Source organism: Flavobacterium sp. (assembly GCF_031423415.1).
GTDB lineage: Bacteria > Bacteroidota > Bacteroidia > Flavobacteriales > Flavobacteriaceae > Flavobacterium.
This window is the reverse complement of the sequence record NZ_JANPFL010000049.1, coordinates 1-24766: the sequence shown is the minus strand read 5'-3', so window position 1 is coordinate 24766 and position 24766 is coordinate 1. Positions and strand designations below refer to the sequence as shown.

Annotated in this window: 24 protein-coding genes and 1 pseudogene; 18 read left to right on the top strand and 7 right to left on the bottom strand. The window is 34.5% G+C overall.

The genetic code is table 11. The features are described from left to right. The first annotated feature begins 401 nt into the window (after positions 1-401). The 13 genes from hisG (at position 402) to RMO83_RS05100 (ending at position 14113) form a co-directional block, all read left to right on the top strand. Positions 402-1259: an ATP phosphoribosyltransferase gene (gene hisG, locus RMO83_RS05160; RefSeq protein WP_310558610.1), complete on the top strand. Its 858-nt coding sequence runs from the start codon at positions 402-404 to the stop codon at positions 1257-1259. A gap of 88 nt (positions 1260-1347) precedes the next feature. Continuing rightward, on the top strand, positions 1348-2640 hold the full coding sequence (hisD, locus tag RMO83_RS05155; protein ID WP_310558609.1) for a histidinol dehydrogenase: 1293 nt from the start codon (positions 1348-1350) through the stop codon (positions 2638-2640). A 65-nt stretch (positions 2641-2705) separates the two neighbouring features. Next, a complete protein-coding gene (gene hisC, locus RMO83_RS05150; protein ID WP_310558608.1) occupies positions 2706-3755 on the top strand; it encodes a histidinol-phosphate transaminase in 1050 nt (349 codons plus the stop codon). A 68-nt stretch (positions 3756-3823) separates the two neighbouring features. After that, complete coding sequence (gene hisB, locus RMO83_RS05145) at positions 3824-4960, top strand: bifunctional histidinol-phosphatase/imidazoleglycerol-phosphate dehydratase HisB (protein ID WP_310558607.1); 1137 nt, start codon at positions 3824-3826, stop codon at positions 4958-4960. An 82-nt stretch (positions 4961-5042) separates the two neighbouring features. Beyond that, a complete protein-coding gene (gene hisH, locus RMO83_RS05140; protein ID WP_310558606.1) occupies positions 5043-5624 on the top strand; it encodes an imidazole glycerol phosphate synthase subunit HisH in 582 nt (193 codons plus the stop codon). Positions 5625-5714: 90 nt separating this feature from the next. Next, positions 5715-6440, top strand: coding sequence for a 1-(5-phosphoribosyl)-5-[(5-phosphoribosylamino)methylideneamino]imidazole-4-carboxamide isomerase (hisA, locus tag RMO83_RS05135; RefSeq protein WP_310558605.1), 726 nt, complete (start codon positions 5715-5717; stop codon positions 6438-6440). 77 nt (positions 6441-6517) lie between these two features. Continuing rightward, the gene (gene hisF / locus RMO83_RS05130; RefSeq protein ID WP_310558604.1) at positions 6518-7279 is read left to right on the top strand and encodes an imidazole glycerol phosphate synthase subunit HisF; all 762 of its coding nucleotides are present in this window, start codon (positions 6518-6520) and stop codon (positions 7277-7279) included. A 73-nt stretch (positions 7280-7352) separates the two neighbouring features. Beyond that, positions 7353-7967 (top strand): bifunctional phosphoribosyl-AMP cyclohydrolase/phosphoribosyl-ATP diphosphatase HisIE, encoded by a 615-nt coding sequence (gene hisIE / locus RMO83_RS05125; RefSeq protein WP_310558612.1) that lies wholly within the window; start codon positions 7353-7355, stop codon positions 7965-7967. Positions 7968-8094: 127 nt separating this feature from the next. Continuing rightward, complete coding sequence (locus RMO83_RS05120; RefSeq protein WP_310558603.1) at positions 8095-9234, top strand: alpha/beta hydrolase-fold protein; 1140 nt, start codon at positions 8095-8097, stop codon at positions 9232-9234. A 4-nt stretch (positions 9235-9238) separates the two neighbouring features. Next, complete coding sequence (locus RMO83_RS05115; protein ID WP_310558602.1) at positions 9239-10669, top strand: leucyl aminopeptidase family protein; 1431 nt, start codon at positions 9239-9241, stop codon at positions 10667-10669. Between the two features lie 2 nt (positions 10670-10671). Further along, positions 10672-11886 (top strand): ATPase, encoded by a 1215-nt coding sequence (locus tag RMO83_RS05110; protein WP_310558601.1) that lies wholly within the window; start codon positions 10672-10674, stop codon positions 11884-11886. 39 nt (positions 11887-11925) lie between these two features. Further along, positions 11926-13581 carry a M1 family metallopeptidase gene (locus RMO83_RS05105; protein ID WP_310558600.1) on the top strand — a complete coding sequence of 552 codons (1656 nt, stop codon included), beginning with the start codon at positions 11926-11928 and terminating at the stop codon, positions 13579-13581. Positions 13582-13612: 31 nt separating this feature from the next. Continuing rightward, positions 13613-14113: a hypothetical protein gene (locus RMO83_RS05100; RefSeq protein ID WP_310558599.1), complete on the top strand. Its 501-nt coding sequence runs from the start codon at positions 13613-13615 to the stop codon at positions 14111-14113. A 19-nt stretch (positions 14114-14132) separates the two neighbouring features. On the opposite strand, the gene RMO83_RS05095 is transcribed toward RMO83_RS05100, so the two are convergent. The 6 genes from RMO83_RS05095 to RMO83_RS05070 form a co-directional block, all read right to left on the bottom strand. After that, positions 14133-15323, bottom strand: coding sequence for a hypothetical protein (locus tag RMO83_RS05095; protein ID WP_310558598.1), 1191 nt, complete (start codon positions 15321-15323; stop codon positions 14133-14135). A gap of 81 nt (positions 15324-15404) precedes the next feature. Further along, the gene (locus RMO83_RS05090) at positions 15405-16235 is read right to left on the bottom strand and encodes a glutamine amidotransferase-related protein (RefSeq protein ID WP_310558597.1); all 831 of its coding nucleotides are present in this window, start codon (positions 16233-16235) and stop codon (positions 15405-15407) included. Between the two features lie 91 nt (positions 16236-16326). Beyond that, complete coding sequence (locus RMO83_RS05085) at positions 16327-17436, bottom strand: carboxylate-amine ligase (protein WP_310558596.1); 1110 nt, start codon at positions 17434-17436, stop codon at positions 16327-16329. An 80-nt stretch (positions 17437-17516) separates the two neighbouring features. Then, complete coding sequence (locus RMO83_RS05080; protein WP_310558595.1) at positions 17517-18461, bottom strand: hypothetical protein; 945 nt, start codon at positions 18459-18461, stop codon at positions 17517-17519. An 88-nt stretch (positions 18462-18549) separates the two neighbouring features. Then, on the bottom strand, positions 18550-19263 hold the full coding sequence (locus tag RMO83_RS05075; RefSeq protein WP_310558594.1) for an alpha/beta hydrolase-fold protein: 714 nt from the start codon (positions 19261-19263) through the stop codon (positions 18550-18552). Positions 19264-19338: 75 nt separating this feature from the next. Beyond that, the gene (locus RMO83_RS05070) at positions 19339-19725 is read right to left on the bottom strand and encodes a glyoxalase (protein ID WP_310558593.1); all 387 of its coding nucleotides are present in this window, start codon (positions 19723-19725) and stop codon (positions 19339-19341) included. Between the two features lie 67 nt (positions 19726-19792). On the opposite strand from RMO83_RS05070, the gene RMO83_RS05065 reads away from it, so the two are divergent. Next, positions 19793-20182 carry a hotdog domain-containing protein gene (locus RMO83_RS05065; RefSeq protein WP_310558611.1) on the top strand — a complete coding sequence of 130 codons (390 nt, stop codon included), beginning with the start codon at positions 19793-19795 and terminating at the stop codon, positions 20180-20182. A gap of 44 nt (positions 20183-20226) precedes the next feature. On the opposite strand, the gene RMO83_RS05060 is transcribed toward RMO83_RS05065, so the two are convergent. Next, positions 20227-20505, bottom strand: coding sequence for a DUF3817 domain-containing protein (locus RMO83_RS05060; protein WP_310558592.1), 279 nt, complete (start codon positions 20503-20505; stop codon positions 20227-20229). 103 nt (positions 20506-20608) lie between these two features. On the opposite strand from RMO83_RS05060, the gene RMO83_RS05055 reads away from it, so the two are divergent. The 4 genes and pseudogenes from RMO83_RS05055 to RMO83_RS05040 form a co-directional block, all read left to right on the top strand. Next, entirely contained in the window at positions 20609-21136 is a 528-nt protein-coding gene (locus RMO83_RS05055) for a DUF6155 family protein (RefSeq protein ID WP_310558591.1), read from the top strand. 108 nt (positions 21137-21244) lie between these two features. Beyond that, the gene (locus tag RMO83_RS05050; RefSeq protein ID WP_310558590.1) at positions 21245-22783 is read left to right on the top strand and encodes a DEAD/DEAH box helicase; all 1539 of its coding nucleotides are present in this window, start codon (positions 21245-21247) and stop codon (positions 22781-22783) included. Positions 22784-22969: 186 nt separating this feature from the next. Then, positions 22970-24304: a DEAD/DEAH box helicase gene (locus tag RMO83_RS05045; protein WP_310558589.1), complete on the top strand. Its 1335-nt coding sequence runs from the start codon at positions 22970-22972 to the stop codon at positions 24302-24304. 61 nt (positions 24305-24365) lie between these two features. Next, positions 24366-24644: pseudogene (locus RMO83_RS05040) on the top strand (FAD-dependent oxidoreductase); the annotation flags it as partial. Between the last annotated feature and the right edge of the window lie 122 nt (positions 24645-24766).

The following is a 24766-nucleotide window of genomic DNA, read 5'->3' as shown; positions in this document are numbered from 1 at the left end:
TAAAGCTGAAATAGAACAATTATCTTTTTTTTGACACCTTGTTTTTAAAAATGACAGAGTATAAAAAATAAACAACTGAATAACAATAAGATAAAAAATAGAAATAGCCGTTTTTATTTTTTATCGGACATTAATGATTAAGTTTAAATAAAAATTGTTTTATAACTATATTTTCTAGTATATTTGCAAACGAATAAAAGGTTCTATCAAATAAAATTTATGTTATCAATTCAATTACATCACCATCATTTACAGTATTGCTCTCAAGCGATGTGTTAATGATATGTATGTAAAATCATATTCTAAAACCCGTTTGAGTGCATCAAACGGGTTTTTTATTTAATTAATCTGTTGTACTCAAACAAAACAACAAACAACAAACCACAAACTAAAAACTAACAATGAGTACTTTAAAAATTGCAATTCAAAAATCAGGACGTTTAAACGAAGAAAGCATTCAAATTCTAAAGGATTGTGGTATTTCTATCGATAATGGAAACGACCAACTCAAAGCATCCGCTTCCAATTTTCCTTTGGAAGTTTTGTACCTCAGAAATTCAGATATTCCTCAGTATTTAATTGACGGAGTTGTAGATATTGCTATTGTTGGCGATAATCTTTTGGTCGAAAAAGGAAAAAACATCAAAGTAATCCAAAAATTAGGCTTTTCTAAATGTAAAGTTTCAGTAGCGGTCCCAAAAACTTTTCAGTACAATTCCATCAAAGATTTAGAAGGAATGCGCATCGCGACTTCTTATCCAAACACTGTTATCGAATATTTTGCTACTTTTGGAATGACGGTTGACATACACCAAATTTCAGGTTCGGTTGAAATAGCCCCAAATATTGGTCTTGCCGACGGAATCGTGGACATCGTCTCCAGCGGAAGTACTTTATTCAAAAATAATTTAAAGGAAGTAGAAGTAATTTTTAAAAGTGAGGCTGTTTTAGCGGTTTCACCAAAAGTGACGCCAGAAGTACAATCCATTATCGACACACTTCAATTTCGAATAGAATCCGTTTTAAGAGCCAGAAAATCAAAATATATTTTGATGAACGTTCCTAACGATAAAATTGAAGCCATTGGTAAAATTCTGCCAGTTTTAAAAAGCCTTACCGTAATGCCATTGGCAGAAGAAGGTTGGAGCAGCGTTCATTCTGTAATCGACAAAGACAGTTTTTGGGATGTTATCGACCAATTAAAAGAGGCTGGTGCCGAAGGAATTTTGGTTTGTCCAATCGAAAAGATGGTTTTATAAAGAACGATTTAAAAAATTCGGAGATGCGGGTTTTTAACACCAAATTCTTTCAATTTTTGAATCATTTAATCTTTAAATTAAAATATAAATGAACAAAATATTCAATCCAAAACCCGAAACTTGGTCGGCAATTCTAAAAAGACCAACAAAAACTATCGATGATATTGAATTAACAGTGAAAGAAATTTTCAAGGAAGTTCAAAAGAAAGGTGATGTTGCGGTTGCAAAATATACGTCATTATTTGATGGCGTTAAATTCGAAAATATTGAAGTTTCCAAGGAAGAAATTGACCAAGCAATTGCTTTAATTTCCACTGAATTAAAAGTAGCTATTCAACTCGCAAAATCGAATATCGAAAAATTTCACTCTGCTCAAAAAACAGCTAAAGTTGAAGTAGAAACTACCGAAGGGGTTTATTGCTGGCAAGAAAAAAGACCCATCCAAAAAGTTGGTTTGTACATTCCAGGCGGAACAGCGCCTTTGTTTTCAACCGTTTTAATGCTTGCCGTTCCCGCCAATATTGCAGGTTGCAACGAAATTGTTTTGTGTTCGCCACCAGACAAAAACGGAAACATCAATGCAGCCATTTTATACGCTGCCAATTTATGCGGTGTGACCAAAATCTTGAAAGTGGGCGGAATCCAAGCGATTGCAGCGATGACTTTCGGTACGCAATCAATTCCAAAAGTGTACAAGATTTTTGGACCAGGAAATCAATTTGTGACGGTAGCGAAACAATTGGCAACCCAATTTGGCGTCGCAATCGATATGCCCGCTGGACCTTCGGAATTGTTGATTGCTGCTGATGATTCTGCAGTTCCTGCTTTCATCGCTTCCGATTTATTGTCACAAGCAGAACACGGAACCGACAGTCAGGTAATTTTAGTTTCTACGTCAAAAGCTTTGATTGATGAAGTCGAAAAGGAAGTACAATCCCAAATACAGGTGTTGCCAAGAAAAGCCATTGCAGAAAAAGCCATTGCTAATTCGAAGCTGATTTTTGTCGAAAATGACAAAACTGCTTTAGAATTAATCGACGAATACGGTCCGGAACATTTTATTGTTTGCACCAAAGACGAAGATTTTTATGTAAATAATATCGGAAATGCAGGTTCGGTTTTCATCGGGAATTATACACCGGAAAGCGCGGGAGATTATGCATCAGGAACGAATCATACCTTGCCGACAAATGGTTATGCAAAAAATTATTCAGGAGTAAACTTAGACAGTTTTATGAAATCGATGACTTTTCAAAAGATTTCTGAAAAAGGAATTCAAAATATTGGCAAATCCATTGAAATTATGGCAGAAGCCGAAGGATTGCAAGCGCACAAAAATGCAGTTACTTTGAGAGTGAAAAATTTAAAAATTGAAATATAAAATCAGCTTTTATCCGTGTTATTGCGATAGCAAATCCGTTTTATCAGCGTCCAAAATATAATATAATGAATGTTTTTAATATAAATAATTTAGTCCGTGAAAACGTTAAGTCGATGAAGCCTTATTCTTCGGCACGGGACGAATTTGAGGATTTCGATACGGCCGATATGATTTTCTTAGATGCCAACGAAAATCCTTTCAATAATGGTGTGAATCGCTATCCCGATCCGCAACAAAGCAATGTGAAAAAGGTTTTGGCCAAACAGAAAAACGTTAAACTAAACCAAATTTTACTCGGAAACGGTAGCGACGAAGTATTAGATTTAATTTTTAGGGCTTTTTGTGAACCTAAAACTGATAATGTAATTACTTTGCCACCAACGTATGGAATGTATGGTGTTTTGGCAAATCTTAATGATATAAAAAATAGGGAAGTGTTGCTTTCTAACGATTTTCAACCACAAGTGGAGAAAATTTTAGAAACAGTTGATGAGAATACTAAAATTATCTTTCTATGTTCGCCAAATAACCCAACAGCCAACTCATTTTCGACTGAAAGTGTTGTGAAGTTGCTAGAGAATTTTAATGGTTTGATTGTTATAGATGAAGCCTATATTGACTTTTCAGAAAAGGAAAGTTGGTTAGCTAAAATTGATAAATATCCAAATTTGATTATCACACAAACGCTTTCAAAAGCCTATGGTCTGGCAGGAATAAGATTGGGAATTTGTTATGGTTCGACGGAGATAATTTCGGTTTTAAATAAAATAAAACCACCTTACAACGTGAACGAATTGACACAATTACGAGCTTTGGAAAGATTATCAAATCCTGAAAAAATAAAATCTGAAATTGTTTCTATTATTGCTCAAAGAGAACAATTACTTAAAGTATTGGTTGATATAAAATTTGTTGAAAAAATTTATCCAACAGAAGCCAATTTCATTTTAATAAAAGTGGATGACGCCAACAAAAGATACGCCGAATTAATTGCCAAAGGAATTGTAATTCGAAACAGAACGACTCAACCTCTATGTGAAAACACCTTGCGATTGACTATTGGAACAGAGGAGGAGAATAAGAAGTTGATTGAAGCATTAGAAAAATTGAAGTAAAAATTAGCCACAGATTCACTGATTTTTCATCCTTTAAATCTGTGAATCTGTGGCAAAATGAATATGTTATGAAAAAAATACTTTTTATAGATCGCGATGGAACAATGGTTTTAGAACCAAACGACTATCAATTAGACAGTTTCGAAAAATTGGAATTCTATCCGAGAGCTTTTCAATATTTAGGAAAAATTGCTACCGAACTAGATTTCGAATTGGTGATGGTAACCAATCAAGATGGTCTGGGAACAGATGCACATCCAGAAGCAAACTTTTGGCCGGTTCATAATTTGGTGATGAAAGCTTTCGAAAATGAAGGCGTTGTTTTTAGTGAAGTGTTGATTGACAAAACATTTCCGCACGAAAATGCACCAACCCGCAAACCTGCACTAGGTTTGTTGACTAAATACATCAACAATCCCGAATATGATTTAGAAAATTCATTTGTGATTGGCGACAGAATAACTGACGTGGAATTGGCTAAAAACTTGGGTTCAAAAGCCATTTTCATCAGCACGGACGAAGAGTTGGGAAGTGATGAAATATCCTCTAAAAGACACGAATTAGATGCAGTTATTGCCTTGCAAACCACAGAATGGAAAACCATTTATGAGTTTTTGAAATTAGAGGAACGTTCCGCTTCCATAACCAGAAAAACGAATGAAACAGATATTTATATCAATTTAAATTTAGACAGAACAGGAAAAAGTAAAATCGAAACTGGAATTGCTTTTTTCGATCATATGCTAGACCAAATCGCGCGTCACGGTCAAATGGACCTGGAAATCATTGTAAAAGGTGATTTGGAAGTTGATGAACACCACACGATTGAAGATACAGCAATTGCCTTGGGAGAAGTTTTTGCCAAAGCATTAGGAAACAAATTAGGAATTGAACGTTACGGTTTTTGTTTGCCAATGGACGATTGTTTGTCGCAAGTGGCGATTGATTTTGGCGGTAGAAACTGGTTGGTTTGGGAAACCGAATTCAAGCGCGAAATGGTGGGTAAAATGCCAACAGAAATGTTCTATCATTTTTTCAAATCCTTTTCGGATGGTGCCAAAGCCAACATTAATATCAAAGCCGAAGGAACGAACGAGCATCACAAAATAGAAGCTATTTTCAAGGCTTTCGCCAAAGCAATAAAAATGGCAGTAAAACGCGATACGGAGAAAATGATTTTACCAAGTACAAAAGGAATGTTATAAAGCTGGAAGCTTGGAGTTGGAAGCTTGAAGCTAAATTTGCTTCTTCCAACTCCCAACTTCTGACTTCCAACTTAAAAAAATAATGAAAATAGTAATCATAAATTACGGAGCAGGAAACATTCAAAGCATTATGTTTGCCATCGAAAGGTTGGGATACAAAGCGGTTTTGAGCAACAATCCTGACGAAATAAAAGCTGCCGACAAAGTGATTTTTCCTGGAGTGGGAGAAGCAAGTTATGCTATGAAAATGCTTCAAGAAAGCGGTTTAGATACCTTGATTCCAACGCTGAAACAACCTGTTTTCGGAATTTGTTTGGGAATGCAATTGATGTGTAATTATTCGGAAGAAGGAAATACAGAAGGATTGGGAATTTTTGATGTAGATGTTGTCAAATTCACTTCAAAAGTGAAAGTGCCACAAATGGGTTGGAATAATATTTACAACTTGAAATCGGATTTATTCAAAGGAATTGCTGAAAACGAATATATGTATTTGGTACACAGTTTTTACGCTCCTCTTTGTGCTGAAACCATTGCCACAACCAATTACGAGCTGGAATATTCTTCTGCCTTGGAGAATAATAATTTCTATGGAACTCAATTTCATCCCGAAAAAAGTGGGGATGTGGGAGAGCAAATTCTAGGAAATTTTTTGAAGTTGTAAATGTTTAATAGCAATGGCAATTTCAATAGCAAAAATCAATTTTAATAGCAATTTAAAATCTAAAATCTGCACTCTAAAAGCATAAATGGAATGAGAATAATACCTGCAATAGACATCATAGAAGGAAAATGTGTTCGCTTGTCGAAAGGCGATTACAATACCAAAATTATATACAACGAAAATCCGCTGGAAGTAGCAAAATCATTTGAAGCACACGGAATCGAATATTTGCATTTGGTGGACTTGGACGGAGCAAAATCAAGCAAAATTGTCAATTATAAAATATTGGAGCAAATCGCATCGCAAACCAAATTGAAAATTGATTTTGGAGGAGGATTGAAGTCCGATACCGATTTAAAAATAGCTTTCGAATCGGGTGCCAACCAAATCACTGGAGGAAGTATTGCGGTAAAAAATAGAACTATTTTCGAGAAATGGATTGCAGAATATGGTTCGGATAAAATTATTTTAGGAGCTGACGCCAATAACGAAAAGGTAGCGGTTTCGGGTTGGTTAGAAGATTCAAATGAAGATTTAGTTCCATTTATTCAGGATTATCAAAGCAAAGGAATTCAGTACGTAATTTGCACCGATATTGCCAAAGATGGAATGCTCGAAGGTCCAAGTTTTGATTTATATGATAAGATTTTAAAGGAAGCCAAGGGAATTAAGTTAATTGCTTCAGGAGGAATTTCTACCTTTGAGGAATTACCTAAATTAGCTGAATTGGGTTGCGAAGGAACAATTATAGGAAAAGCGATTTACGAAGGCAGAATTTCGTTGAAACAATTGGAGAATTATATTTTAAATAAATAATTTGAAAATTAGATAATTTGGAAATGTAACAATGAATTTTCAAATTGATTAATTTTTAAATTTTCAAATTAAAAAGAATGTTAACAAAAAGAATAATCCCTTGCCTCGACATTAAAAACGGAAGAACCGTTAAAGGCATTAATTTCGTAGATTTGCGCGATGCTGGTGATCCTGTAGAACTGGCAAAAATCTATTCGGATGAAGGTGCTGACGAATTGGTTTTTCTAGATATTTCGGCAACGGAAGAAAAAAGAAGTACATTGATTGACTTGGTTCGAAAAGTGGCGGCAACGATTAATATTCCGTTTATCGTTGGTGGTGGAATTTCTTCGGTTGAAGATGTTGAAGCTTTGCTGCAAAACGGAGCCGATAAAGTTTCCATCAATTCATCGGCAGTTAAAAATCCTCAATTGATTAATGCATTGGCACAAAAATTTGGCAGCCAATGTGTGGTGGTAGCCATTGATGCCAAGCAAATTGACGGACAATGGATCGTACATTTGGTAGGAGGAAAGGTGCCAACGGAAATTAGATTATTTGATTGGGCAAAAGAAGTGGAACAACGTGGAGCTGGAGAAATCCTTTTTACCTCAATGAATCACGATGGAACCAAAAACGGTTTTGCAAATGAAGCTTTGGCAATATTATCTGAATTGGTAAATATTCCCATAATCGCTTCGGGTGGAGCGGGGAATATCCAACATTTTGTAAATACTTTTGTCGAAGGAAAAGCAGATGCAGCTTTGGCCGCAAGCGTATTCCATTTCAAAGAAATTGAAATTAAAACATTGAAAAAAGAACTTAAAAAAAATAATATAGAAGTAAGATGCGGGAAGTAGGGAAGCGGGAAGTTGGAAGTGAAAAGTATGACTCCCAACTTCTAACTCCCATCTTCCAACCAAAAAAACAAAAATTATGGAAATAGATTTTTCAAAACTCGCACACGGATTAATTCCTGCGATTATTCAAGATAGTGAAACCAAAAGTGTTTTGATGTTGGGTTATATGAATGCAGAATCCTACCAAAAAACGTTGGATACCAAAAAAGTAACATTTTTTAGCCGTTCCAAACAAAGACTTTGGACAAAAGGCGAGGAGAGTGGCAACTTTTTAAATTTGGTTGACATCAAAAATGACTGTGACAACGATACACTTTTGATACAGGTAAAACCAGAAGGTCCTACTTGTCATACAGGTTCAGATACGTGTTGGCAAGAAGCTAATAATCAAGAATATGGATTTCTTTCTAAATTGGAAAAAACCATCACGCTTCGAAGAGAAAATACATCCCGAAGCGTCGGGACTGAGAAAAGTTATGTAGCTTCTTTATTCAAATTGGGAATTAATAAAATTGCTCAAAAAGTAGGAGAGGAAGCAATAGAAGTAGTCATTGAAGCAAAAGACGACAACGATGATTTATTCTTGAGTGAAAGTGCCGATTTACTTTTTCATTATTTAATTTTATTGCAAGCAAAAGGCTTTGAATTAAATAATGTTGTCAATGTTTTAAAAGGCCGTCAAAAGTAAAAATATTTAACTTTTTTATCGATAAAAATCCAATAGTTCGCATATTTCTATTGGGTTTTCTTTTTTTCTTTTTTATCCAATAGCAATCTATTATATTTACTTTTTTATTTCAAATTACAATACCACGATGCAAGATATGGATTCTGAGAATACACTGATTATGAAGGAATTTAATAGTAGAAAAACTGTACTTCAAATTCTTTTAAAAACAGATGAAGACGATTCACGTCCTGTTTATATTTCGGGTAATTTCAATAGTTGGAGAACGCAAGACAAAGAGTTTAGGATGGAAAGAATTGGAAATAATTTATACCAGTTCGAATTCCCTTCTAATTTTAATTATCCAGATGATTTACAGTATAAGTTTACCAAAGGCGATTGGAGCGAGGTTGAAATTGGTAAGAATAATGAAATAACTTCCAACCGTTCTACAAAGCTACACTCTGGAATTTTAAATGAATATGTGCCCAAATGGAGAAAGAATTGGTTGCCTTTCAAGACGAATTATTTACCGAAAGTTATACTAATTTCCGATGAATTTGAAATCCCACAACTCAACAAAACTCGAAAAATATGGGCTTTGCTGCCGCACGATTATGATTCTTCCAGCGAAAGTTATCCTGTAATGTATTTGCAGGATGCGCAGAATTTATTTAATGAAAATGCACAATATGGGAATTGGGAAATAGACAAAAAACTCGCCGTTATGGCCGAATATAAAATTGGAAAAATCATAATTGTTGCCATAGAACACGCTGAAGAAGATCGAATAAAAGAATATAATGTAGGCAAAACTGTACTTGGAAAGGGGCAAGGCAAAAAATATATAAAATTTATGACCGAAACCTTAAAGCCTTTTGTGGACAGTAATTTTAGAACAAAAAAAGAACGTGAATTCACGGGAATTGGAGGAAGTTCAATGGGCGGATTAGTCAGTATTTTTAGCGGATTGCGCTATCCAGAAGTCTACGGAAAATTGATGATTTTTTCACCTTCGTTATGGGTGGTTCCAAAATTAAAAATCGATACAGATTCGACAACTACTGATGACACCAAAATTTACTTGTATGCTGGCGGAGACGAAAGTGCTACAATGATTGAGCACGTGCAACAATTTAAGAAAAATATCCTTGCAAGCGAATTTATAAAAGACAAAATGAAAATAAATTTGAGTATTAATATGGAAGGAAAGCACAGTGAAACTTATTGGAGCGACGAATTTCCAAAGGCAATTGAATGGCTTTTTTTTAACACTAAAGTAAATTAAACAGATGAAAACAACTACCATTAAAAATCTCGAAGGATTTTCAGGAACGATATTAATTCCGGTTTTTGAAACTTATGTCAAAAGTTTGGTTCCAATAGAATTCCAAGGAGTTTCCGTGCATTCAAAAGTATTTTACGGAAAGAAAGACACCCATTATTTAGTCGAAAAATACGATTGTACCCATATATTTATTGGCTTAGGCGCAGCTATTGATTATAAATCATTGAAAACTACTTTCCGCAGAATTGCCTCAAAACAAAAAGAATCTTTTTGCACAAACGTGGCTTTGGTTTTACCGGAACAATTCACTTCTGAGCAGGTTGAAGCTACTATTTCAGGACTGTATTTGGGAACTTATGATTTGGGGCATTTCAAAAAAACAGAGAAACATCCGTTTTTAAATGAAGGTTTTGAACTCGCATTGATATCAAAAAAAGAGTATTCGAATAGTGTTTCAAAAGCTATAAAAATTGCCAAAGCACAACTCGAAATTTTACATTTGGTCGATTTACCTCCAAATGTGGTCACTCCAAAATACTTGTCCAATTGGGCCACTGAAAGCGGGAAAAAATTCGGTTTTGAAGTGGAAACTTTAGGTTTTGAAGCTTCTAAAAAAGCAGGATTAGAAGCCTTTTTATCTGTTGGAAAAGGAAGTGACGAAGAACCGCAATTTGTCATTATGAATTATATTCCCGAAAATGCAGATGCGAAAACAAAGCACATAGGTTTGGTGGGAAAAGGAATCACTTTCGATACGGGCGGATTGAATATCAAAACTGCGGGAATGCTACATATGAAATGTGATATGGCTGGTGGCGCGGCCGTTTTCGGAGCAATGCAGCTGATTGCTGATTTAAAATTGCCTGTAAAAGTCACGGCAATTGTGCCTTGTGCAGAAAATGCGGTGGATTCAAAATCGTTTTATCCTAGTGATGTGATCCAAAGTTACAGTGGACATTCGATAGAAATTATTGATACTGATGCCGAAGGAAGATTAGTTTTAGCCGACGGAATATCCTATTTAATTAAGAATTTCAAACCCGAATATATAGTTGATATTGCCACCTTAACAGGAAGTGCAGTTGGAACTTTTGGTTACGATTGTGCTGCTTTATTTACCAATAACGAAGCTATTTCAAAAAAACTACAACAATCTGGAGATGCCATTGGGGAACGACTATGGCAATTACCGCTTTGGGATTGCTACAAGCAAGACATAGAAAGCGACATAGCCGATGTGAAAAATTATAGTGGAAAACCGGTTGCCGGAGCCATTTCCGCAGCAAAATTCTTAGAATATTTCACCGAAGAACACAAAGCCTGGGCACATCTTGACATTGCTGCAGTAGCGTATGGTGATGATGAATTTGCAAAAAGCAAACACGCAACGGGGTATGGCGTTCATTTATTGACTAAATTTATTGAAAATTTATAAATATGGAAAACGCTAAAACTTTCATTTGCATCTCAAATTACTTTAAAGGAACCGATTTTTTAATCCATTTAAAAAACCTCGGCAACAAAGTGTATTTGATTACCAGCGAAAAGCTGAGAGATAAACCTTGGCCTGTTGACCACATAGACGAAGTTTTCTATATGACTGGACAAGATACAGATTGGAATTTAGAGCATTTGTTACTAGGTGTTGGTAATTTGATGAAGTCCAATACAATTGATGCCATCGTAGCATTGGATGATTATGATGTTGAAAAAGCTACTTATCTTCGCGAAAATCTTCGGATTGATGGAATGGGGCAAACTACTGGGCGCTATTTCAGGGATAAATTGGCGATGCGAATGAGAGCCAAAAGTTGCGGAATTTCGAATCCCAATTTCTGCTCGTTATTTAATGATCACGACATCAATACTTTTGCCGACACGATTTTGCCTCCTTGGGTTTTGAAACCGCGTTCCGAAGCTTCTGCTGCAGGAATTATTAAGGTTTATGACAAAGAAAGTTTGTGGATTCACATTAACGAAATGGGTAATAATCGCTTCAAATATTTATTGGAACAATTTCGTCCCGGTGATGTATATCATTGCGATAGTTTGGTTTTGAATGGCAAAATACTCTTTAGCATTACTTCAAAATATTTGACGACTCCAATGGAAATTTCGCAAGGCGGTGGGATTTTTAGAAGTGCCAATATTCCGTATGATTCTGAAGATGATAAGGCTATAAAAGCCGTAAACGAACAGGTTATAAAGGGTTTTGGTTTAAAACACGGAGCAGCACATTCTGAATATATCAAATGCAACGATAACGGGAAAATTTATTTTCTAGAAACTTCTTCTCGTGTTGGTGGCGCACATCTTGCCGAAATGGTTGCCGAAGCGTCAAACATCAACCTTTGGAAGGAATGGGCAGCAGTTGAAGATGCATTGGCTAAAGGAATAAAATATACTTTGCCAAAAGTTAAAAAAGAATATGCAGGAATTGTTTTGACCCTGTCCAAGTTTCAACATCCTGATTTATCTTCGTTTTCGGATCCGGAAGTTTGTTTCAGGGTTCCTTTAGAGTATCACGCAGGATTGATTGTAAAATCGGATTCGAAAGAACGCGTTTTAGCATTATTGGACGATTATGCTAATCGGTTGACTACTGATTTTGCTACTGTTGTAGAACAAAAAAAAGTGGATAAGTTCCATTAGTTATTTTATCGCAAATTGAATAATCATAAAATATAAATTATGAACAAATATCTAAGCATTGTTGTTATAGCATTTTTAATTTCTAATAGTACTAATGCGCAAGGACTTATGGGAAAATCAGAAATGGTTTTCACTCATCAAGATAGTTTGAGAGGCAGTATTACAAAGCAAAGAGCTTGGTGGGACGTCAAATATTACCATTTAGACATCAAGGTAAATCCAGCCGATAGCACGATTTATGGTTCGAATACCATTCGCTACAAAGTTTTGAATTCCTATAACCGAATGCAAATTGATTTGCAAGAACCTTTGAAAATTTCTAAAGTAATTCAGGATGGCAATGAATTGAAATTCAAAAGAGATGGCAATGTCTTTTATATTGATTTGGTTGCGCCTCAAAATGCGGATGAAATAAAAGAACTTACCGTTTTTTATGGAGGTAAACCTAAAATTGCCGTTCGTCCGCCTTGGGATGGTGGAATTACCTGGAGTAAAGATGCCAATGGACAACCTTTTATCGCTTCGACCTGTCAAGGATTGGGCGCGAGTGTTTGGTGGCCCAACAAAGATCATATGTACGACGAAGTAGACGATATGCTCATCAGTGTGAATGTTCCCAAGAATTTGACGGATGTTTCCAATGGTCGTTTGCAAAGCGTAATTGATATGAAGGATGGCACGAGAACATTCAATTGGTATGTGTCCAATCCCATCAATAATTATGGTGTGAATATCAATATTGGGGATTATGTTTCATTTTCCGAAGTTTTCAAAGGTGAAAAAGGCGCTTTAGATTGCACTTATTATGTGTTAAGAGATAATTTGGAAAAAGCAAAAATCCAGTTTAAAGATGCGCCGCGAATGCTGAAAGCTTTCGAGCATTGGTTTGGACCCTATCCTTTTTATGAGGACAGTTACAAACTTGTCGAAGCGCCGTATTTAGGAATGGAACATCAGAGTAGTATTACTTATGGAAATGGTTTTGCCAATGGGTATCGAGGTGGCGATTTGAGTGATACCGGTTGGGGATTGAAATTCGACTATATTATCATTCATGAATCGGGACACGAATGGTTTGCCAACAATATTACCTACAAAGATATTGCCGATATGTGGATTCACGAAGGTTTTACCTCTTATTCTGAATGTTTGTTTGTCGATTATTATTATGGCAAGGACGCAGGCAGCGAATATGCAAGAGGTTTAAGGAATGGCATTAGGAACGAAAAAACAATCATTGGAAAGTACGATGTGAATTTTGAGGGTTCCGGTGATATGTATCCAAAAGGCGCCAATATGTTGCACACGCTGCGCCAAATCGTGAACGATGACGAAAAATGGAGAACAATTTTACGCGGTTTGAACAGTACTTTTTACCACCAAACCGTGACCACTAAACAAATTGAGGATTATTTAAGTAAAAACATTGGATTAGATTTAGCGCCGTTTTTTGATCAATATTTGAGAGATATTAGAATCCCGACTTTTGAATATAAATTCAAAGACAATATCCTATCCTATCGTTGGACGAATTGCATACCTAGCTTTACTATTCCTGTAAAAGTTACTTTGAACGGAAAAGAACAATGGCTTAAACCCCAGGCAGAATCGACTAATTTGCCGCAGACTGCAAAAGATTTGAAATTGGAAGTGGATAAGGATTTTTATGTGGAGGTGGTGGAGAGTAAGGGTTAGTTTTTATTAAATAATAAGCATTTTGATTTATATGGAAACAAAAAATAAATATCAGAATACGCCATTTTTACTAATATTTGCATTTTTTTACACTGCAATTACTTTGTTTTTTATAAATGATTTGAATAATAATCAAAGTGCTTCATTAGGATATTTGTTTATCTTTCCAATATTTTGGATCATTGCTGGTATAATTCTAATATTTTCAATAAAGTACAATAAAATTAAAATAAAAGGGGCTTTAGATATTCTAATTTTGAGTTTTTCAACACCTATACCGCTTTTTATATTCCTATTTATTTCGCATTTATCATCGCCATCTTCACATATAAATTCAACTTCTGAATATGATAAGAACGGAAAACGGTTTAAGGAAATTGAATATGTTTATTCTAATTTAAAAATCGAAAGAAAAGAAATTTATACGAGTAGGGGTTATGGATGGAATAAAGATAGTATTTGGGTTTATTACGATAAAGATGGAAAAGTATTAAAAAAAGAAAATTACACCCAGAATAAAGGACTCAATTGATATTATTATATTTTCTAATTTACCTCTCAAACAACCCCAAAGTTCCGCCAACCCAATCCTTATCTTTATTGAATTTTACGCCAATCATTTCGCCACGGCTCAATCGCACCAAGTTACATAGTAGAGTAGGAGCGACAACATTTTTTTTCCAGACACACAGCACACGAACTTCGGCTTTTACTTTTCCGTCTGGAGATTGCAAAATGGGAATATAATGCACTTTCTTCTGGAGAATGTATAATTCTTTTTCGGTGACTGCCTCAATATCTTCTCTTTTTACGTGAAAAATGACACCCGAACCCGAGAAAGAGAACAAAGGTTTCAAGACATAATTTTCTAAATCTTCTGGTATTTCCTTTAAGTCGCTCAACAAAGTGGTTTCTATGAAATACTTGCCTTTCAGCATTGGCAAAATAAACTTACTGATTCTGAAAAACCAGTTGGGATGTCCAGCCCATTCCACGTCGAGATCGTCAGAGAAATGGAAATTCAGTTTCAAATCGGTTCGCAAATCCAATTCGTCAAAAATGACACGATTGTAAATACGTTTGACAAGGATTTCTTCACCGCTTTCGTTTTTATAGAATAATTGCTTGCTTTTTTTTATTATTTCGGTAACGCAAATTATCGGAATGCCCAGATCTCTTCGGCAATAATAAAAATCAATTTTTGTGTTTTGTTTTTCAGGTTCAATTTCCAACAGAATTACATTTTCTTTGGGATGCTTGTTGCAAATTATTTCATCAAGCGTTTCGTAATATTCCTGAATAGTAATGTCATTGATAAACGGAGTCAACTCCTCAATAAAAGGATAATGTTTTATAAATTTTTCGTATAAATTAATTTGGTAATTGTACAAAGAAGGGAATCCTTGCACTTCGATTAATTTGGGAACAACAACTCCATTTTCCTCACAAATTCCGAAATCGATGGCCAAAAAAGTGGTGTGTTCGTCTTCGTTGGGAACATTATGATTTAGTTCTAATGATTTATCTGTAAGTTTTTTAAAGTCTTTCTGTTGAATTAATTTTATAACATCGGCACAACCTTCCAGTAATTTCGCTTTTAATTCATTGGCAATAAAAAAAGGTGTTTCCCCAATTCGAAATGTGGGTGCGTAATCAAAATCAGAAGCTATATCGTCCTTAAATTCCTGATACTTTTCATCAGTAAATTGAGAATTAAAAAGTTGTCTGTATTTGTCAATCATTTTCTTAGAATTGTATATTGTATAATGTAAAATTGTAAATCGTAAATTACATTATACGAAAATACTATATACATCATACATCTAGTTCGACAGCATTTTCTTAGTGATCATCAAATCATTGATGGCAATTCGGAGGAAATTCGGAATCAAGGTTTCGTTTGTTCGGTAAATTTTATCATCATCGACTAAATCTTCAAGCATATTCCTGAATTTTCGTTTGCCTTTCATTGCTCTTATTTTCTCTTTGGATTCTTTATTTCTCAAATGGGCAATAAAACTGATTGGATCTGCTTCGGGATGAAATTGAGTTCCCACAAAATAATCCGAAAAACGAACCGCCATAATGGCCCTTTCATACTGAATGTGATCTCTAATTTTTTCCAAAGAAATAATTTTCGCACCTTTTTTCGAAAACACACTCAATTTGGGTTGTACTACTTGGTAATCTCTGGAATCAATGGCATAAAATGGATCAGAAAGTCCTTCAAAAAGCGGGTCTTTCAATCCCTCTTTGGTTTTATGAACGGTCATCACGCCAAAAGAAGTATCGTGTCGTTTGGTAATTTCGGCTAAGCCAAAGTGCTTACAAGCCATTTGAAACGAATGACAAATAAACAAAACGTGTTTTTTAACTGAATTTTCATTGTTCCATTGGGTCAGTTCATCAATTAAATTGTAGTATTTCAAGTCCCAATCTCCATTACCAATCAAAGGATTTCCCGGCCCGCCGGTCGAAATATAAATGTCGAATTTTTTAATGTCTGGTAATTCTGACTTCCCTCGTACATCAAAAATCTCGAAAGTGACAATTTGATTAAAACGGTTGATAATATCAATGATACAGCGCATTCCCTGATTGGGTTCACCATTGTACATATCCAAAACCGCTATTTTTATGGTATTATTATTCATTATTGGTATTCTAAATTATTTGCAAAGATACTTTTTTCAATGGCAATATCAATTTCAATTGCAATTTGAAACTTTAAAATCTAAAATCTAATCAAAGTCCTTTGGAAAATTCACTCGTAATAAAATCTACCACTTTTGTCAAATCATTGGTTGCTTCAAAAACAGCCAATTGTTTGTCTGCTCCAGTTCCGTTTTTCATTATTTCATATACGTAATTAATTTTTTCCCGACTTCCCAATTCATCCACAACATCATCAATAAATTCGAGCAATTCGACAATGAGCATTTTAGTTTCCACTTCTTTGTGAAGCCCAAAATCGATCATATGACCATCAATTCCATAACGAGCTGCGCGAAACTTATTTTCTTTTATCAATGCTAAGCGATACACATTGAAACTCATATTGTGTAAGGATAATTTATATAATTTGGCGACAATAGCCTGAATAATTGCTACGATACAAATTGTTTCATCAACGGTCAAACACATGTCGCAAATGCGAAATTCAATCGTATCATAAAAGGGATGCAACCGTAAATCCCACCAAATTTTCTTTGGATTATCGATACAATTGGTTTTTACCAAAGTGTCTAAAAAATCGTCATAAGAAGAAACGGAATCAAAATATTCTGGCAAACCTGTTCTAGGGAATTTATCAAAAACTTTGGTTCTATAGGATTTATAACCTGTATTTCGTCCTTCCCAAAAAGGAGAATTAGTAGAAATGGCAAAAATGTGAGGTAAAAAATAACAAGCTTGATTCATCAATTGCAAGCCAATTTCACGGTTTTCGATTCCAACATGACAATGCATACCGAAAATTAAATTCGATCGTGCTGCATCTTGCATTTCGTTGATAATATTATGATAACGCGGATCATCAGTTATAGGTTGGTCCTGCCATTTCGAAAAAGGATGAGTTCCTGCACCACCAACGATCAAACCCTGTCTATCTGCTAAATCTACAATATGTCCTCTGAGAGATTTGATTTCGGCTTCGGCTTCGTGTATATTTTTACAAATATTGGTTCCCACCTCTACTACAGATTGGTGCATTTCAGCTTTGACCTGCTCGTTTAATATTGTTTTCGCTCCATCAACTATTTTGGACAAATGCGAGCGCAAATCTCTGGTGATGGGATCAATAATTTGGTATTCTTCCTCAACTCCGAGAGTAAATACCGGTAGTTTCTTTGACATATTCTTTTAATTTTAGATTGCAGATTGCAGATTTTAGATTTCAGAATTAATCTGCAATCGAAAATCTGCAATCGAAAATTCTATTTGCAAGCTTCTTTAATAAAATCTCCCCAAGTTAAGTTTATTTTGCCAGGTTTTTGTTTTTTGGCGGCAGCAATTGCCATTTTCGCTGCGTGTTCAACAACCCATTCGAAATTTTCAGCTCCCACAGAAGTCAACTCCGCATCTGGTGCTGGGTTTCCAAAATCAATCGCGTAAGGAATCCCATCACGAACGGCGAATTCTACGGTGTTGAAATCGTAACCCAAACCTTTACAAAGTCTTAAAGTATAGTCTTTTACAGTGGCTAATAATTTTTTATCTACTGGAGGTCCATCAATTACGTACCGCAAATGGTGCGGATTTCTTGGTTCATATTGCATAATGTGAACATATTTGCAACCCAAACAATACACACGGAAATATTCAGTAAAAACAATTTCTTCCTGTAACATCATTACCAATTGTCCTGTTTCCTGATGTTTTTCCCAGAATTCTTCTTTATTTTCTAATCGATAAACGTTTTTCCAACCTCCACCTGCATAAGGTTTCATATAGGCTGGAAATCCAATATAATCAAAAATTCCTTCCCAATCCATAGGGTATTTCAAGTTGCGGAAAGATTTTCCTGTTGTATCTGTTGGATGTTCTGCCGATGGAAGAATTACCGTATTCGGTAACGGAACATCAAGTGTATCTGCTAATGAATTATTGAAAAATTTATCGTCAGCACTCCACCAGAATGGATTGTTAATAACATTAGTTCCAGTCAAAGCTGCATTTTTTAAGTAGGCTCTATAAAACGGAACATCTTGCGAAATTCGATCAATTATGATCGCATATTCGCCATCTTTATTTTGAACTACTTTGTCAATAGAAACAGCTTCGGCAATAATACCTTTTTCGTTTTTTGAGTTTACTCTGTCTATAAATGCTTGTGGAAAAGTATCTTCCATTCCGAATAATATTCCAATTTTTTTACTCATTTTTATATTGTTTTATTGGTTTTCGTGAATCTTCGATTTCATATAATATTTTTTTGTCTTACTACTTAATACTCTAATCTTAATAGGTTTAAAAGAACTTAATTCTTGATAAATAATGCGGAAACATTTCTTTCCAAACTGGCCAATCGTGTTCTCTATCGGGTCTAATATCCAGCCAATGATGAACATTTCTATTGCTTAAAACTCGACTTAATTTTAGATTAGCGTCGTAGCAAATATCCCAATTAGATGTACCTAAACAAATGTCCATATTCCAAAGTTCGTGGTCATTTAAACCGTGTAAATAATCTTCTGGACTATTGTAAAAAACATTGTCATCGTGAAATCCATCCATAAAATTTTTGATACTAAACGCGCCACCCATTGAAAAAACATGGCTCACATAACCTGGATGACGAAAAGCAAAATTAGCAGCATGATACCCTCCAAAGCTACAACCGGCAACTGCAACTTTTCCCGACGAGGTATTATTTTTTACTCTTTCCACAATTTCGTGGCAAATCATTTTGTCGTACCAAACGTGGTTTTCTATGCGATGCACTGGATGAATGTTTTTATTATAAAAACTATCTTTATCAATGCTAGCAGGACAAAAGATTTGGATTAATCCTTGTTCAATAAACCATTTTGCTGAGTCAATCAAGCCCATATCTTTATTCTCGTGAAAGCTGCCCATAGAAGTCGGAAAAAGTATCACGGGATAACCAGCGTGACCAAAAACGAGCATTTCAATCTCTCTACTTAAATTGGGTGAGTACCATTTGAAATATTGTTCTTTCATGCTTCTTAATTTTTTAACAATTATAATGAAAAAATGTAAGCCATTTTAAAAATACATAAATAAAAAAAAGGCAATCTAAAATAATTGTACTTGACTTTTCAATCTTTCGATAAGCATTCCCATCATTCTTTTGTTCAGACTCGAAGAGTTGTTGATGTACATTGCGTATTCGTCAGTGGTAAATAATCCTATGATCATTCCTTTCAAGGCATTTCGGAATTTGATGTCTTTTTGAATTGAATTTTCTATGTTTGCCAATTTTTTTTCGACTGAAAAGGAGTTGAAATCAATTTTGTTTTTAGATAAATGATGGACATAAGCAGCAATAAATAAATCGTTTTGAAGTTTCAGAATAGGGCGAAGTACCTCATTTTGAAATAATTCGTCCGATGAGGATTGATCAGAAATAGTACCAATTGTTTGTCCTCGAAATTCTCTTAAAAACACATCTCGTTGATTCATTTTTTTTCTTTAAAATTAAAAAAAAAATGACTTGAATAAGCCTTATTTTTACATTAAAATAAATGATCTGCGATTTCACACAAGAAAATGGGTAAAACCAGAAGATCTAAACCCAAACGGAACCTTATTTGGCGGTAAATTATTGGCTTGGATTGACGAGGAATTGGCTTTGTACACTATTATCCAATTAGAAAACACCAAAATTGTAACCAAGTATATGTCTGAAATCAATTTTAGAAGTTCAGCTCGTCAAGGTGATATTATCGAAATTGGAATCGATGTTGTAAAATTCGGAAAAACATCACTCACTTTAATTTGCGAAGCCCGAAATATGATGACTCGCGAAACAATTATCACGATAGAAAGCACTACAATGGTCAATCTGGACGCTAATGGTAAACCAAAGCCACACGGAAAGACAGAGATTGAATATATAAAAGACCGCTTGGAGGATTAGTATTTTCTAATTAGTTTTCAGAATAAAATCAACTATTTTATAAACTAAATTTTTCTTAAATATTTTTTTTCAACATAAAAAGTAGCGCAAGGTATTATCGAACAGATTAAAATTATCCCTATTTTTTCTAAATTCCATTTTTCTTTTACTGCAAAATATAATGCTATCAAAACAAAAAAAACGAATAGTACTCCGTGAGCCATTCCTATAGGGCGCATATATAAAGTATTGTTGAACAGATATTTTAATGGCATAGCAACAAAAAATAATAGAATAGAAGAGATTCCTTCTAGAATCGCAATGTTTTTCAATATTCGGAGCATAAGTTTGTTTTTATAAATTCGAAACGCAAAACTAAGAATTATCATTTATTTAAAGTGAATTAATTCCTAAAGTAAATTACTTTTGTATCAATATACTTTAACAATGAGCAAACGCGATTTAAAAAAATACTTGCACGAACTTGATAAAAGTCAACTCGAAGAGCAAATTATTGAGTTATATGATAAATTCAGCCCTATAAAAGTGTACTATGATTTTGTTTTCAATCCAAAGGAAGATACGCTACTCAAGGAATGTAAAATAAAAATTTCGAGCGAATATTTTCCTGCGAGAACTTCTGGAAAACCTCGAAGACCTAAAATGCGCCGTTCTGTAGCTCAAAAGTATATCAAGCATTTCATCCTTTTGGGGGTAGATTCCTTTATAATTGGAGATGTAATGCTTTATTCTATTGAAATTGCCCAAACTTTTTCTGCTGAAAAACCTGTAAAATCTGAAGTATTTTACAAAAGTATGCTCAGTTCATTAGAACAAGCCGTTCGTTTTATGATTTCAAATGGAATTTTACAAGATTTTAAATCTCGAATAATCGCAATAAGTACTGAAACTAATAACCAAAATTGGTTTAATAAAGAAGAATTCAACGCTATTGTTGAGCGTTTTGAATACTAGAAATCAACCGCATAATCGATTTTATTTAATGACAATTCTTTTTTTAAATGATTATTTAGTACAATAACTCTTTTTTAGGTGTATTTTTGCAAAAATCCATCTAAAGCAATGCCTCAAAACTCTCTAGAAACAGAAATTGAAGATAAAAAAGAACTTTATTCGTATCAAAAAGGCGATATTGAATCCATTTTTGAACGATTAGATAATGCTCCAGCTAATCATCATTTACTATATCAATTGCCTACAGGCGGAGGAAAAACCGTAGTTTTTTCTGAAATTGTTCGACAATATTTATCAAAACATGATAAAAAAGTAGTTGTTTTGACCCATCGAATTGAACTTTGCAAGCAAACTTCAAAAATGCTCAAAGGTTTTGATGTCAAAAACAAAATTATCAATAGTAAAGTCAAGGAGCTTCCTGATCAAAACGATTATTCTTGTTTTGTGGCGATGGTCGAAACCTTGAAAAACAGAATCAATGACGAAAAATTGCATCTCGATAATGTTGGGTTGGTTATCATTGATGAAGCGCATTACAATTCGTTTCGAAAATTATTGAGCTCTTTCAAAAATGCTTTTATTCTTGGTGTTACAGCAACTCCACTGAGTTCGAACATCAAGTTGCCAATGCATGAAAATTATGATGAATTGATTGTTGGAGACAACATCAGCTCTCTGATTGATAAAGGATTCCTAGCTAAAGCAATTACCTATAGTTATGACGTTGGACTAACTTCCTTGAAAGTCGGAATTAATGGTGATTATACTGTAAAATCATCCGACGATTTATATACCAATATGGCGATGCAAGAAAAATTATTGCACGCTTACACTGAAAAATCTTTAGGAAAAAAAACCTTGATTTTCAATAACGGAATCAATACTTCCTTGTACGTTTATGAAACATTCCGTGAAGCTGGATTTGCCATTCGTCATCTTGACAATACTACCAGTAACGAAGATCGAAAAGATATTTTGCAATGGTTCAAAAAAACTCCGGATGCTATTTTAACGTCGGTTGGGATTCTGACTACAGGTTTTGATGAACCTACAGTAGAAACTATAATTTTGAACAGAGCTACAAAGTCATTGACTTTATATTTCCAAATGATAGGACGTGGTTCGAGAAAATTGGCCAATAAGGACAATTTTACAGTTATCGATTTAGGAAATAATGCTGCCCGTTTTGGTTTGTGGAATGAGCCCGTAAATTGGCAACACATTTTTAAATCGCCTGAATTTTATTTAGAAAACCTTCGCGACGACACCGAAATTGAATTGTATTTCAAATATACAATGCCTCCAGAGTTAAAAGCTAAATTCGCTAAAACCGAAGTGATCACTTTTGATGTCGATGAAGAACACAAACTCGCCATTGCACAAAATTTGCGCTCCAAAATAGTTTTGGACAAATCCTTAGAACAACATGCCTCAATGTGTGTTGATAATACAGAAGAATTACGAGATGCCAAAGCTTTAAGCAAAGAATTGGAACCAGATATAGAATGCCGTCTAAATCGCTACGCTAAATGCTTAAGCCAATGCAGCAAGAACTATCGAGAATGGTTAGTGGAAGATTATAAACTCAAACTCACTTTATTGATAGGGAAGAAGTACCGCGAAAGAATTATGAACGAAGCGGATTAATTTTAGATTTCAGATTTCAGATTGCAGATTTCAGATTTTAGTTGGAATCGAGTCTTAATCGAATAAAATTAAATCCAGAACCGTCACTTCGGATGATTTTAAATAGTAATGCGACGGCTTTATTATATAAAATTGTATAGAAAAGCTATTATAAAACAACAATTTATAAATTAGTAAATCAACAAAATGTCAAAGCAATTCGCCGATTTAGGAATCCAAGAATCTATTATAAAAGCACTTGATGGTTTAAAAATTGTGGTGCCAACAGAAATTCAGCAAAAGGCAATTCCGTTGCTTTTATCCAATACTGATGTAGTTGGATTGGCAAAAACAGGAACTGGAAAAACGGCCGCTTTTGGTTTACCATTACTTCAGTTAATTGATACTAAAATAAATGCTATTCAAGCTCTTATTCTTGTTCCAACACGTGAATTAGGACACCAGATTTTTAGTAATTTAGAGGCATTTGCCCAATATCTTCCCGAAGTTTCCATTGCCGAAACTTTAGGAGGAATTCCCATAAAACCTCAAATTGAGCGGTTGACTTTGCCAACACATATTGTTGTGGCAACACCAGGACGATTGATTGATTTAATTCAACGCAAAGCCATAAATCTAAAAGACGCTCAATTTCTTGTTCTTGATGAAGCGGACGAAATGGTTAGCATACTGAAAGAAAGTTTAGACGAAATCATTGCAGAATTACCTAAAAACCATAGAACTTTCTTGTTTTCGGCCACAATGCCCGGAACTATTAAACAGTTGATTCAGAATTATTTGAACAAAAACGTGGTGCAAGTCAGCGCTGATATGCAAACGGTAGGAAATCAAGGAATTGACCACCAATATATCGTCGTAGATCCCATAGAAAAACTAGATGTTTTAATGCATTTTTTGACTTCAAAAGATGGCGAACGAGGAATTATTTTTTGTAAAACCAAAGCAGCAGTCAATAAATTGGCCAAAAATTTAGCCATCAATAGATTTTCATCAGGCGCTTTGCACGGCAGTTTGTCGCAAGGAATTCGGGATCGAATTATGGAACAATTTCGTGAAGGTCACATTAATATTTTGGTGGCAACCGATTTGGCAGCAAGAGGAATTGACGTAGCGGCCATTTCTTATGTAGTCAATTATCATTTGCCTGATACTTATGAAAACTATGTTCACCGCAGCGGAAGAACAGCTAGAGCAGGAGCAAAGGGACTTTCGTTAACCGTTTTACAACAAGAAGAAGTGGTTGAAATTCCCGATTTCGAAAGAGAATTGGGAATCAAATTTTTTAAATTTCAGAAACCATCTGCTGAAAATATCGAAGAGAATAATACACTTTTGTGGGCAAAACAAATCTTCAAAACCAAGCCTAATCACGAAGTTTCGGCTGATTTTAAAAACAAAATCAAAACTATTTTCCATCATTTAACCAAAGACGAATTGATAGAAAAATTGTTGGCCAATCAATTGCTTCAAAACAAAACAGATTCTAATACCCAAAAACCTGTTAAGAAATTCAAAAACTAATATTTGCAGCTGAATTTATATCGTACTTTTATAAAATATTCACAATTATAAAAGATTCGATATGCAAATAGTAATCATAGGTGGTGGTTTTGCTGGCATTAATTTAGCCAAAGAACTTGTGAGTCACAAGGGTATTGAAGTAACTCTCGTAGACAAAAACAATTACAATTTTTTTTCCCCTCTTATATATCAAGTAGCGACAGCATTTTTAGAGCCGTCAAGTATCAGCTATCCCTTTCGAAAATTTTTTGCTGGAAAAAAGAACTTGAAATTTCGATTAGGAGAATTGCAAAAAGTAATTCCTGACCAACGCAAAATTGTTTTAAATAGTCATTCCTTAAAAATGAATTAACAATTTGATTGTTAATAACTTGTGATTAAATTCAGTTGAAAACAGTACTTTTAAATCGCCAAAAAGTGTATATTTCGGTATAAAAAAGTGGCAATATGTTAGGCAAAATA